This is a genomic window from Acinetobacter sp. AS23 (assembly GCF_023612055.1).
GTDB lineage: Bacteria > Pseudomonadota > Gammaproteobacteria > Pseudomonadales > Moraxellaceae > Acinetobacter > Acinetobacter oleivorans.
The window spans coordinates 2,967,023-2,979,114 of the sequence record NZ_CP082274.1; the positions used below are offsets into that span (position 1 = coordinate 2,967,023).

A 12,092-nucleotide genomic window follows, 5' to 3' on the forward strand; every position below is an offset into this window, starting at 1 on the left:
GATAGTAGGCAAATAAAGTATATTATCGTGTTATGAAATATGCTTTAATATTGTTTCAGGTATTTTTATTAAAATACAAAAACTTAAAAAAACTTTTCATGTGGTTAAATATGATCTAATATCGTTTCATATTGCTATAAAATCGTTTCTACCCGAGAACTCATCGGGTTCAGGGTAACGACACATGCAGCGGCATCTTCGGAGCATTTAGTTTTAACTTTAAGAAAAATTCAAAATATTTATTTTAATTTAGCTTTCCATACAGACCTTTCAGTCTAAAATTTTCTTTTTAAACATTAAATTGCAGCTTAGCCGATTAATCTACTCCGCCTTCTCTAATATTATTTTTTTATTTCTACTCAGACACTCTTCATACCAGCCTGCTTGAAAATCTTCTATTGCCTTTCTTTTAAAGAAACTGGTTCTAAATATTTTGGCAGAGTAAGCCGAGTTAATTAAATCTTGGTAAAGTTGTTTGGCTTCTGGGTCTTCAAGACCATTCGCTATCTGTTGCAAGTCTTGAGATGGAACTTTTTGTTGACGTGCTTCCATGACAGTATAAGCGACTTTTTTTACTACATTACAAATATCAGGATCTCTTACATTGTCGTCGGCATGACATCCTAAAGCTAAAAAACTAAGAAAAAATAATTTAAACTTCATGGTCCTACCTTATTTTTATAGTTTGAAATTTATAACAAAATTTAATTATAAAAAAAGAAATAGAAGATTTCTTACTATTTCTTTTTAAAAGATCACGCTGGATTAATCACGTAAAAATAAATAATAAGCCCAGCTAAAACAGTTGAAGCAATCGTTAAGTATGTACCAACCGTATTAAAACTCTGTAAGAATTTCAAGATTTCCATATCTAGAACCCCCTAAATTAGCAACTATAAAGACAAAATGAAATTTACCACAACTTAATAATGCCAATCAATTCACACTTATCGGATTTTTTGAGAATTAAAACATCAATTAATTATTGGTTACACCGAATCGCAAAGGCATCTTTGTAGTAATCAGTTGCACTCTTCAAATCTGACAATAATTTTTCTTCGGTATAAGGTTTAGGTGAAATTTTAATTAATGCAGGCATATATTGGGTCTTATAAACCTCAGGATAGTCATGGCACAAGATTTTGACTTTAACTTCTTGTGGCGTATTCGGATTATCCAGTTGATCTAAAAACTCTCCAATTTTACGGTCAGACTCTTCGAATTGAGCTTTATAGTCAACTTCAGCAGCTTCAGGTTCTGTTTGTTTTGTACACCCGCCTAGCATCAATACGGCGCTTATTGTAATGGTTAAAATTTTTAACTTCATAGGCTTAACAATTTCACATTCATCCTTTTAAATATTCTTATCTGATTAAATGTAAATAAATACTGGTAATACGTAAAGAAATAGAATTTTTTATCGCTAAAGAACATACCTCGCATCAAGTAAATTTAAAGTTATTTCTTAATTAATTCTCTATTTCCATAAATCTTAAGAAAAATAGGTATAATTTTGCTCGACTGATCTCAAATCTTTGTTAGATTTACGCATGAATGAACTTAGTTTTATTAGAAAAAATTTAAGATCTAAAAGACGCTTTTTGTCCCCATTGGAGCAAAAAAAAGCTCAGCTAAATGTTCTGCATTATTTAAACAGTCTTGCTATTTTTCATTCATCAAAAAAAATTGGTTTGTACCTGCACGCCTTCGGAGAAGTTCATACAGATCTGATCATAAAGTTATGTTTTCAAAAAAATAAACAAGTTTATTTACCTATGATTTGTTCTATGAATCAACGTTTAGTTTGGGTAAAAATATCTAGAAACCAATATTTAAATCGACGTTTTTCTCATCATCCATTGGGTATGAAAGAACCCATGGCAACAAGAGGAAAACATGTATCAAAACTTGATTTACTATTAATGCCACTTTTAGCTTGTGATCACTACGGTACGCGTATTGGTATGGGTGGCGGCTATTATGACCGTACATTGGCTAGTGCAAAACATAGACCTTATCGTTTGGGAATGGCGCATCAATTTCAATTTATTGAACATACTTTAAAACGTCAAAGTTGGGATCAACCCTTAGATGCTTTACTTACCCCTCAACATATTTATTATTTTAAAAGATAATATTTATATGAAAATTAAAAATTAGCCTTAAGTTTTTAATGCCCCTAAAATCATAAAAGTAACCACCCTAAGGATGGTTACTTCTACGTGACAGACCGATTTACCAACTTATAGTAACACGGCTATTTAATGATCAATATTAAATAAGTTTTGCATTATTGTTAATGATACAATGCCGATAAACGACATAAGAAAATGGTTATTTTCCATCCAAACGTCTTTTTTACTATATGAATATTTCATAATTATTAAGCTAAATTACCTATCCTTTCTACAAAATTTTATTCTTCTTAAGAATTAATCCGTTGATTCATAATATTTTAATAAAAAAGTTGACTAAATTAGTCATTTTTTCCACATTTTCTATAGAGAGGCCCTTGTAATTTTTGAAATACACATCACTATAAAAAACATGGCAACCTCGTTGTCACTCATTAGGAGTGCCCATGTCTGAACTTATTATGAATGAAAAAACTGACTTAGAGCCTCAGGTTCCAAGTGTATTACCACTTTTAGCGTTACGTGATGTAGTGGTCTACCCACACATGCAAATTGCGTTATTCGTGGGTCGTGAAAAATCGATCAATGCAGTTGATGTGGCTCGTAACAGTGACAATTTAGTATTTGTAGTTGCGCAAAAAGATTCGCTTACAGAAGATATTGATCACGATAACCTTTATCAGTACGGAACTGTCGCTAAGATTGTTCAGGTTGTAAATCATGAGAATGATGAAAACTGTATCAAAGTACTGATTGAAGGGTTACAGCGCTCTAAGCTTGAAAAAATTATCGATGAAGATAGCCATTTGACTGCTGAGCATAGCTTAAGTCCAATGACAATTAACGTAGATAAAGCTACTCAAGAGACTCGTTTACAAGAGTTGCGTAATTTATTTGCTCAATATGCTGAAGCAAAATTACGTAATGCACGTGAACTGGTTGCAGCTGCTAATAAAATTGAAGACTTACTACAGCTTATGTTCTTCGTGGCAACACGTGTACCTCTAAATATTGAAATTAAACAGAAGTTTTTAGAGCACGATGAATTTGAAGCACATTTGCAAGAGCTTATGAGCTACTTGGTAAATCAATCTGCCGAACAGCAAATTGAACAAACTTTGCATGACAGCGTAAAACGCCAAATGGAAAAAAACCAACGTGAATACTTTCTAAATGAAAAAATGAAAGTCATTCAACGTGAACTTTCTGACATGAATGGTGGCGCTGAAGATGACGTTGCTGAAATAGAAAAACGTCTTACTGAAGCTGATTTACCTGAACACGTACGTAAAAAAGCTGAAGCTGAGTTCCGTAAGCTTAAAGCAATGCAACCTGCATCTAGTGAAGCGGCTGTTGTACGCAACTATCTAGAAGTAATTTTAGATACGCCGTGGAATAAGGCGAGCAAAGTCAGCATTAACCTTGCGAAAGCTCAAGAGATTCTTGATACAGATCATTACGGCTTAGATGACGTTAAAGATCGTATTGTTGAATACTTAGCGGTTCAGTCTCGTGTTAAAAAACTCAAAGGTCCTATCCTATGTTTAGTAGGCCCTCCTGGTGTAGGTAAAACTTCGCTTGGTGAATCAGTTGCGAAAGCAACAGGTCGTGAGTTTGTTCGTATGGCACTCGGTGGCGTACGTGACGAAGCTGAAATTCGTGGTCACCGTCGTACTTATATTGGTGCGATGCCAGGTAAAATCGTGCAGTCTTTAACAAAAGTTGGCGTGAAGAACCCACTGTTCTTACTCGACGAAATTGACAAGATGGCACAAGACTACCGCGGTGATCCTGCTTCTGCATTGCTTGAAGTATTAGATCCATCACAAAACAGTAAGTTCAACGATCACTATTTAGATCTTGATCTTGACCTATCTGAAGTGATGTTCATCTGTACTGCAAACAGTATGAATATTCCTGAGGCATTGCTTGACCGTATGGAAGTTATTCGTCTACCGGGTTATACCGAAGATGAAAAAGTTAACATTGCTGAACGTTACCTTGTTCCAAAAGCGATTAAGAACAATGGTCTGCGTGCAAAAGAGTTAACAATTCATGAAGAAGCGATTCGTGACATTGTTCAGCGCTATACACGTGAAGCTGGTGTACGTAGTTTAGAACGTGAAGTGTCTAAAATTGCGCGTAAAGTGGTAAAAGAAGCAGTAAGTAAAAAGTCTAAAAACTTACAACTTGATGTGACTTCTGCCAATCTTCCAGAATACTTAGGTCCACACAAGTTTGACTTTGGTATTGCAGAAGATGAAGCGCAAGTAGGCCGCGTAAATGGTCTAGCTTGGACATCTGTAGGTGGTGAGTTGCTTACCATTGAAGTTGCAGCTGTTAAAGGTAAAGGTAAATTCATTACAACCGGTTCACTCGGCGACGTAATGAAAGAGTCTATTACCACAGCAATGACTTTAGTACGCACACGTGCCGATGAGCTAGGTATTGAAGCTTCTCGTTTTGAAGAAACTGATGTACACGTTCACTTACCAGAAGGTGCAACACCAAAAGATGGTCCATCTGCTGGTTTAGCATTAACAACTGCGCTTGTATCAGCATTTACAGGTATTGCAATTCGTCCTGATATTGCAATGACTGGTGAAACAAGCTTAGGTGGTCGTGCAATGCGTATTGGTGGCTTAAAAGAAAAACTTCTTGCAGCACACCGTGGTGGAATTAAACTTGTATTTATTCCACAAGATAACGTTCGTGATTTGGCAGAAATTCCAGCCAATGTTAAAGAAGGTTTAGAAATCAAAGCTGTGAAAAGTATTGATGACATCTTGCCTTTAGCATTAGTTTCGATGCCAAAGCCTTTACCAAAAACACCGATTGTAAAACCGGTGGAAGGTTCAAAAGCAGCACGTCACTAATTAAAGTGTGAAAAAAGAGAGCTTCGGCTCTCTTTTTTTTGTTACACAATTTGATTGAAAAATATCCAACCATCCTCATAATAGGTATTAAGAGTATTTAATTAAATTAAGTATTCTTCGTTATCTATTATTTTATAGATAGCCTTGTTTTATTCTCTATGATCATCTGAACTCCAGACAGATGATCATTTGATCGCAGTCCAACACCGTTTTTTGGACTGCGTTTTTTATGCCTATTTTACTACCACGAACTTATCTCTTCCTCAGGTATAATGCGCCAGCTGTTTTAAATGAATAGATAATATGAAAATTCGTATTCTGACCATTGGTCAAAAAATGCCTGCTTGGGTTCTCACTGGTTTTGAAGATTACTTCAAACGTATTCAACCTTTTGTGCAAACTCAAGTCATTGAACTTCCTATGGCCAAACGTGGTAAGAATGATTCAGAAGCGGATATTTTAAAATATTGTCAGATTGAAGGTGAAAGTATTCTAAATGCTTTAAAACCGAATGAAACTTTAATTGCTCTAGAGGTCGGTGGCCGAGAACTCAGCACAGAGAAACTGGCTGACACCATGAAACAGTGGATGCTTGAAGGCAATGATGTAGCACTTGCTATTGGTGGACCAGATGGTTTATCAGATCAAGTACGTAAAGCTGCCGCATGGCATTGGTCACTTTCAAAACTTACAATGCCCCATCCTTTGGTACGTGTTTTACTCATTGAGCAACTATATCGGGCAATGACTATTAATCATAATCATCCCTATCACCGTGCATAAAAACAACAACCGTTTCATTTTAGGAACAATCCGTTGAAATCAGGATACTTTTAACATGTCCTGATTTTGGCATAATAACTATTATTCTGCTTTTTAACTCAGGTGTAATGCAATGGAACTACAAACCCTTCCCGGACTGTTTATTTCACATGGTTCACCCATGCTTGCACTTGATCCAGAACAAGTAGGCCCTGCTCTACACCGCTTAGGAGCTAACCTTCCCGTACCAAAGGCAATCATTGTGATGTCTGCGCATTGGGAAAGTAAAGCACTTGAAGTGAGTATTTCGACTCGCCCTGAAACATGGCATGACTTCCGCGGCTTTCCTAAAGAGTTATATGAAATTCGCTACAGCGCACCTGGGCAACCAGAACTTGCTGAAGAAATCTTAAAATTACTGGCAGATGCTCATTTAGTTGCACATGCGAATAGTACGCGCCCTCGTGACCATGGCGTATGGATGCCTCTATTGCATATGTATCCTGATGCTGACATTCCTGTCGTCGAGATCTCTTTGCCAACCAATTTAAGCGCACAAGAAATTTATCGCATAGGACAAACACTCGCGCCTTTACGTGACAAACAGATTTTACTCATTGGTTCAGGCAGTATCACTCATAATCTTGCAGAGCTATCTTGGCAAGGAGACAACTCTAAAGTTCCAGAATGGGCCTCAACTTTTAGAAATGCTGTTGTGAATAAACTTACCCATCAAGATTATGATGGCGTACTGGACTGGCAATCGTTGCCCTTTGTAAAACGTAATCATCCGACCCTTGAACATTTTGCCCCATTGTTTTTTGCTATGGGTACAGGCAATCGTTTTACGATTGTTCACAGCAGCTTCACAATGGGCTCGCTAGGCATGGATATCTATCGTTTTGATTAATTATTAGCAAATACCCCGTTTCGCGGGGTATACCATTATTTTTGTTGAAAATTAGAATAACTTACAAACTTATACATTTTAAAAACCGAAACAATCAAATGTTTACATTTTCTTTTTTTAAGAATGTTTTAAGCTTATTGCTGTTGTTTTTTTACTTGAAGTTTTTTTAAATGAAAATTAAATATTTAATTCTTGCGTTATTACCTTTTTCTTTGATGGCGTGTCAAACAGTTACCAATACTCCTGCTCCAATTGTATCTGAGCAACAACAAAACCTTGCAGCCACTTTAGGTGAATATGCTTGGACTTATCAAAATGTAAAAGCTTCTAAACCACTTATCCTTAACTTTAATGCAGATGGCAAATTAGCAATCAATACAGGTTGTAATGGCCAAGGCGGTACTTGGAAAGTTGAAGGTAACCAACTTGTTACTTCTAACCTTGTTTCAACAATGATGGCTTGCCAAGATGATTTAATGAAACAAGAACAATTGTCGAATAGCATCTTTAGTGACGCAAAATTACCAATCGAAATTAGCAACAATAATGGTCAGGTGATTTTAAGCGTGACAGATAAAACTGGTCAAAAGCATATTTTCCAAGGTCAAAAAGCAGTGAATACTCAAGCTTTAACAGACTACTCTTGGTCTTATCAGCCTGAAAATACAAAAAAACCTATCGTTCTTAACTTTACCAACGACCGTTTATCTATCGCAACGGGTTGTAACCGCCAAGGAACAGCTTGGAAAGTTGAAAACAATACCATCGTAACTGCTGATGTAATGTCAACAATGATGGCGTGTGAACCAGCTTTAATGAAACAGGAACAATTTTCTAGCAGCCTTTTCCAAAAACGTGCGATTCCGTTTGAACTCAACACCACAAACGTTGATCAACCAACACTAACGGTATCTGATGCTCAAGGTCAAAAATATACCTTTACTGGTAAAATGACACCTGAAGCAAAATATCAATCTGAAGGAAAAACTGTTTTCCTAGAAGTTGCTCCACAAACTAAATCATGTACTGGTGTTGCCCCACAAACTTGTATGCAAGTTCGTGAAATTAAATATGATGACAAAGGCGTTAAAACTTACGCTGACAAAAACTGGTCATTATATTATGGCCAAATTGAAGGTTTTGAACACAATCCAGATCAACGCGTAATTTTACGTGTAAAACGTTTTGAAGTGAAAAACCCAGCAGCAGACCAATCTAGTCAAGCTGATGTATTAGATATGGTTGTTGAGCAAGAATTAGTTAAAAAACCTAAAAAATAAGTTTTTAGACTAAAAAAAATCCGATGCTTTTGCATCGGATTTTTTATTTCTATTTTTAGAAAATACCTTGAGCAAGCATTGCATCAGCTACTTTTACAAAACCTGCAATATTGGCACCATCAACATAATTAACAGTACCGTCTTCTTTAGTACCGTATCTTACACAATTGGCATGAATGTCTTTCATGATTGCATGTAAGCGTTCATCGACCTCAGCATGTGTCCAGCTTAAACGAATTGCATTTTGAGACATTTCTAAACCAGACGTTGCTACCCCACCCGCATTAGATGCTTTTCCTGGCGCATACAAAATTTTAGCTTCGATGAAGTGTTCAACTGCTTCAAGTGTAGATGGCATATTAGCGCCTTCAGCCACACAAATTACACCATTTGCAATAAGCGTTTTAGCATCTTCACCCGTTAATTCATTTTGCGTTGCACATGGTAAAGCAATATCGACAGGAATATGCCAAGGCGTTTTTCCTTCAAAATATTCAAAACCATGTTTAGAAGCAAACTCGGAAATACGACCACGCTTAACGTTTTTCAGCTCCATGACTTCAACAAGCAACTCATCTGTAAAACCGTTTTTTACATAAACTGTGCCGTTTGAGTCAGATAAAGTAACAACTTTCGCCCCTAAGAACATGGCCTTCTCTGCTGCATATTGTGCAACGTTACCAGAGCCAGATACTGAAACAGTTTTACCAGCAAAAGATTGTCCACGCGCTTTTAGCATTTCCTCTGCAAAATAAACCGTACCATAGCCAGTTGCTTCAGGACGCATTAAGCTACCACCAAATGAAATTCCCTTACCAGTAAAGACACAAGCGGTGTCATTACTCAGCTTTTTCATCATGCCTGCCATATAACCGACTTCACGTGCACCCACACCAATATCACCAGCAGGAATATCAGTATTTGGTCCTAAATGGCGATAAAGCTCAATGATTAGTGCCTGACAGAATCGCATAATTTCTGCATCAGATTTACCTTTAGGATCGAAATCTGAACCACCTTTCCCCCCACCCATTGGCAAAGTGGTAAGGGAGTTTTTAAAAGTCTGCTCAAAACCTAAAAATTTTAAAATTGATAGATTGACCGATGGGTGGAAACGCATTCCCCCTTTGAATGGACCAATTGCTGAATTGTATTGAACACGGAAAGCTCGGTTAACTTGAGTCTGACCTTGATCATCCATCCATGAAACACGAAATTGAATCACACGCTCAGGTTCAATTAAGCGTTCTAACAAACCCTGCTCTGCATATTCCGGATTTTTTTCAATAAATGGCCACAAACTCGTCATGACTTCTTCGACAGCTTGTAAGAACTCAGGTTGATGCGGATCACGCGCTTGCACGTAATTCAGGAATTCATTCAGGTTGTTATATTTCAATGCACGGTCCTCAGCATAGTAATGAATTAAATTGGTGCAATACATTATTAAATGCATCATTTAGCAGCAAAATATTAAATCTCTTTCCATCAATTTTAACAATAGTTATTTTAAATTATTTTATTCACCTTAATTATCAAAAACTTATTTTTATAAAAACTACTCAAAGATAAGAAATAGTCATTTAACTTTTCACTTTTATTGATCTATTATTGTGCAGAATTAGCGACATTTTAGGTCAATTAAAAACCCGATAAATTCGTTAAAATCCATTGACCTTACTTAGCTTTTTCTTCATTATCGCATCGTTTTAACCAAGCTATTTGCCCACTATGAATTCATCTATTTCTCTCATACGCGAGATTGATGCGTTATTACCACAAACACAATGTGGTCTATGTGGACATCGTGATGGATGTCTACCCTACGCAAAGTCGATTGCTGAAGGTGAAGAAGCAAATAAATGTGTTCCAGGTGGACAACCTGTTGCTGATGCACTCGCAAATCTATTAAATCGCTCTCCATTAACTGCAGAAAGTAGCGTATGGCCTATACAAACAGATGGCCGCCCACAGCGAATGAAAGCAATTATTCGTGAAGATGAATGCATTGGCTGCACCAAATGTATTAGTGCTTGTCCTGTAGATGCTATTATTGGCAGTGGTAAGCTCATGCACACCATTTTGACTGACTTATGTACAGGTTGTGAGTTATGCATTCCACCATGTCCCGTAGATTGCATTGATTTGGTTGAGGACACACAAGCCTTACCAAATGAACAACAGCGTAACGCAGAACAAAATGATTTAAGACAACGCTATTACGCCCACATTCAGCGTGAAGAAAAGCGTCGCAGTCACCGTAAAGGTCCAGTGGTACGTGCTGAAATTGATACTCAACTGTTTGCGCAGTTTTCTCAGGCACTTGATGAATTACCTTCAATTGAACTCATTGAGAAACCTAAAGAGACTGTGCCAACTGATGCTAAAACTACAATTGAGTTAGCTAAAATTCGTACACAAATTAAGAAACTGGAAAAACAGCTAGGTGTACGTGAAGATGCTAAAAAACGTCTTCAACTCGAAGAACTACAACAGCAACTCATGCAACTACAGGAGGTCTGAATGGCTGTCAAAAATATGACGAAAAAGCAGATTCAAATTTTCTTTGAACGCCTTCGCGAACAACGGCCCTCTCCTCAAACCGAGTTAAAATACTCATCTTCTTTTGAGTTACTCATTGCAGTTATGTTGTCAGCTCAAGCGACCGACGTGAGTGTGAATAAAGCAACTGATAAACTTTACCCTGTGGCTAATACAGCCGAGAAAATCTATAACTTAGGCGTAGATGGGTTAAAGGAATATATTAAAACAATTGGCCTTTACAACGCTAAAGCCGAAAATGTCATTAAGACCTGTAAGATTTTAATGGAACAATTTAACGGCGAAGTTCCAAGTAACAGAAAAGACTTGGAAGCTTTACCGGGCGTCGGACGTAAAACCGCAAATGTTGTTTTAAATACAGCTTTTGGACAACCAACTATGGCTGTCGATACCCATATTTTCCGAGTGGGAAATCGAACTGGTTTAGCCGTAGGTAAAAATGTACTTGAAGTTGAGCACCGTTTAATTAAGGTCATTCCTAAAGAATTTATTTTAGATTCACATCACTGGCTCATATTACACGGTCGTTATTGTTGTATTGCCCGTAAACCTAAATGTGCAGAATGTGTTGTTGCAGATGTTTGTAACTGGCCTGATCGTTTTGAATTTGGTGCACAAAAGCAAATTGCTATTAAAAATATTGAAGCTTAAAAATATGACTGGGTATAGGCAATATACCCAGTCAATCTTACTTTAGACGTTTTTTCTCATTACGCCCTTCTTTTGCTTGTTTTTGTACCTGTCTAAGCATTTTATAGCTCTGATAACTTAAAAATATAACGAGTGCCAGACTTAGCAATACCACCAAAATCAATATGATTTTCATATTGTTCTCCTGCACTGAATGAAAGAAAAGAGCCCTCACAAAGAGGGCTCATTATCACAAACAATATTAAATTATTTGTCTAAGATGTTGAACAAATCTTTTTGTACATCTTCAATTGTACGCAAGCCATCAAGCTTGTCATAAGTCGGTGCGTTCTCACCAGATGCAGCACGGCTTTGATAGAATCCAACCAATTGCTCAGTTTCTGTATGATAAGAAGCTAAACGTTTACGGATTGTTTCTTCTTGGTCATCTGGACGTTGAACAAGATCTTCACCAGTTTCATCATCTTTACCTTCCACTTTAGGCGGATTGTAAACTGTATGATAAACACGGCCAGAAGCTGGATGCTGACGACGACCAGAAAGACGTTGTACGATTTCTTCGTCAGGAACATCAATTTCAATCACGTGATCAATGTTAATCCCTTCTTTTTCCAAAGCTTCAGCTTGTGGAATAGTACGTGGGAAACCATCGAAAATGCAGCCATTTACACAGTCAGGCTGAGCAATACGTTCTTTTACTAAACCGATAATAAGTTCATCTGAAACCAAACCACCAGATTCCATTACACTTTTAGCTTTTAGACCTAATTCAGTACCTTCACGAATTGCAGCACGGAGCATATCACCGGTTGAAATTTGTGGGACATTGTAGCGCTTACAGATCAACTGAGCCTGAGTCCCTTTGCCTGCTCCAGGTGGTCCGAGTAAAATAATGCGCATAAAAAACATCCTCATT

13 protein-coding genes are annotated in these 12,092 nt (G+C 37.1%); 7 read left to right on the forward strand and 6 right to left on the reverse strand.

Annotated elements, in window-relative coordinates; genetic code table 11:
* Positions 1–321: 321 nt before the first annotated feature.
* From K6I41_RS14050 to K6I41_RS14060, 3 genes are all read right to left on the reverse strand, one after another.
* On the reverse strand, positions 322–663 hold the full coding sequence (locus K6I41_RS14050; protein WP_151987232.1) for a hypothetical protein: 342 nt from the start codon (positions 661–663) through the stop codon (positions 322–324).
* Between the two features lie 92 nt (positions 664–755).
* The gene (locus K6I41_RS14055) at positions 756–869 is read right to left on the reverse strand and encodes a hypothetical protein (protein WP_004793930.1); all 114 of its coding nucleotides are present in this window, start codon (positions 867–869) and stop codon (positions 756–758) included.
* Between the two features lie 113 nt (positions 870–982).
* Positions 983–1,327 (reverse strand): hypothetical protein, encoded by a 345-nt coding sequence (locus tag K6I41_RS14060; protein WP_005303401.1) that lies wholly within the window; start codon positions 1,325–1,327, stop codon positions 983–985.
* Positions 1,328–1,550: 223 nt separating this feature from the next.
* Here K6I41_RS14060 and K6I41_RS14065 point away from each other — a divergent pair, with 223 nt between their 5' ends.
* From K6I41_RS14065 to K6I41_RS14085, 5 genes are all read left to right on the forward strand, one after another.
* Positions 1,551–2,135: a 5-formyltetrahydrofolate cyclo-ligase gene (locus K6I41_RS14065; RefSeq protein WP_250374633.1), complete on the forward strand. Its 585-nt coding sequence runs from the start codon at positions 1,551–1,553 to the stop codon at positions 2,133–2,135.
* A gap of 446 nt (positions 2,136–2,581) precedes the next feature.
* Entirely contained in the window at positions 2,582–5,011 is a 2,430-nt protein-coding gene (gene lon / locus K6I41_RS14070; RefSeq protein ID WP_005303397.1) for an endopeptidase La, read from the forward strand.
* 303 nt (positions 5,012–5,314) lie between these two features.
* Complete coding sequence (gene rlmH, locus K6I41_RS14075) at positions 5,315–5,794, forward strand: 23S rRNA (pseudouridine(1915)-N(3))-methyltransferase RlmH (protein WP_004793934.1); 480 nt, start codon at positions 5,315–5,317, stop codon at positions 5,792–5,794.
* 112 nt (positions 5,795–5,906) lie between these two features.
* The gene (locus K6I41_RS14080; RefSeq protein WP_005303395.1) at positions 5,907–6,683 is read left to right on the forward strand and encodes a DODA-type extradiol aromatic ring-opening family dioxygenase; all 777 of its coding nucleotides are present in this window, start codon (positions 5,907–5,909) and stop codon (positions 6,681–6,683) included.
* Between the two features lie 170 nt (positions 6,684–6,853).
* Complete coding sequence (locus K6I41_RS14085) at positions 6,854–7,963, forward strand: META and DUF4377 domain-containing protein (RefSeq protein WP_250374634.1); 1,110 nt, start codon at positions 6,854–6,856, stop codon at positions 7,961–7,963.
* 55 nt (positions 7,964–8,018) lie between these two features.
* On the opposite strand, the gene gdhA is transcribed toward K6I41_RS14085, so the two are convergent.
* Positions 8,019–9,422 (reverse strand): NADP-specific glutamate dehydrogenase, encoded by a 1,404-nt coding sequence (gene gdhA / locus K6I41_RS14090; RefSeq protein WP_250374635.1) that lies wholly within the window; start codon positions 9,420–9,422, stop codon positions 8,019–8,021.
* Between the two features lie 272 nt (positions 9,423–9,694).
* Here gdhA and K6I41_RS14095 point away from each other — a divergent pair, with 272 nt between their 5' ends.
* Entirely contained in the window at positions 9,695–10,486 is a 792-nt protein-coding gene (locus tag K6I41_RS14095; RefSeq protein WP_250374636.1) for an RnfABCDGE type electron transport complex subunit B, read from the forward strand.
* Positions 10,487–11,176: an endonuclease III gene (nth, locus tag K6I41_RS14100; protein WP_005048343.1), complete on the forward strand. Its 690-nt coding sequence runs from the start codon at positions 10,487–10,489 to the stop codon at positions 11,174–11,176.
* Positions 11,177–11,213: 37 nt separating this feature from the next.
* Here the strand turns inward: nth and K6I41_RS19205 are convergent, their stop codons facing one another.
* Positions 11,214–11,351, reverse strand: coding sequence for a hypothetical protein (locus K6I41_RS19205; RefSeq protein WP_013198601.1), 138 nt, complete (start codon positions 11,349–11,351; stop codon positions 11,214–11,216).
* Positions 11,352–11,422: 71 nt separating this feature from the next.
* Positions 11,423–12,076 (reverse strand): adenylate kinase, encoded by a 654-nt coding sequence (gene adk, locus K6I41_RS14110; RefSeq protein ID WP_005303386.1) that lies wholly within the window; start codon positions 12,074–12,076, stop codon positions 11,423–11,425.
* Between the last annotated feature and the right edge of the window lie 16 nt (positions 12,077–12,092).

What these genes read in the sequence shown, in the direction of transcription:
- K6I41_RS14050 (WP_151987232.1), bottom strand. Translation starts at nt 663, where the DNA reads ATGAAGTTTAAATTATTTTTTCTTAGTTTTTTAGCTTTAGGATGTCAT.
- K6I41_RS14055 (WP_004793930.1), bottom strand. Translation starts at nt 869, where the DNA reads ATGGAAATCTTGAAATTCTTACAGAGTTTTAATACGGTTGGTACATAC.
- K6I41_RS14060 (WP_005303401.1), bottom strand. Translation starts at nt 1,327, where the DNA reads ATGAAGTTAAAAATTTTAACCATTACAATAAGCGCCGTATTGATGCTA.
- K6I41_RS14065 (WP_250374633.1), top strand. Translation starts at nt 1,551, where the DNA reads ATGAATGAACTTAGTTTTATTAGAAAAAATTTAAGATCTAAAAGACGC.
- lon (WP_005303397.1), top strand. Translation starts at nt 2,582, where the DNA reads ATGTCTGAACTTATTATGAATGAAAAAACTGACTTAGAGCCTCAGGTT.
- rlmH (WP_004793934.1), top strand. Translation starts at nt 5,315, where the DNA reads ATGAAAATTCGTATTCTGACCATTGGTCAAAAAATGCCTGCTTGGGTT.
- K6I41_RS14080 (WP_005303395.1), top strand. Translation starts at nt 5,907, where the DNA reads ATGGAACTACAAACCCTTCCCGGACTGTTTATTTCACATGGTTCACCC.
- K6I41_RS14085 (WP_250374634.1), top strand. Translation starts at nt 6,854, where the DNA reads ATGAAAATTAAATATTTAATTCTTGCGTTATTACCTTTTTCTTTGATG.
- gdhA (WP_250374635.1), bottom strand. Translation starts at nt 9,422, where the DNA reads ATGATGCATTTAATAATGTATTGCACCAATTTAATTCATTACTATGCT.
- K6I41_RS14095 (WP_250374636.1), top strand. Translation starts at nt 9,695, where the DNA reads ATGAATTCATCTATTTCTCTCATACGCGAGATTGATGCGTTATTACCA.
- nth (WP_005048343.1), top strand. Translation starts at nt 10,487, where the DNA reads ATGGCTGTCAAAAATATGACGAAAAAGCAGATTCAAATTTTCTTTGAA.
- K6I41_RS19205 (WP_013198601.1), bottom strand. Translation starts at nt 11,351, where the DNA reads ATGAAAATCATATTGATTTTGGTGGTATTGCTAAGTCTGGCACTCGTT.
- adk (WP_005303386.1), bottom strand. Translation starts at nt 12,076, where the DNA reads ATGCGCATTATTTTACTCGGACCACCTGGAGCAGGCAAAGGGACTCAG.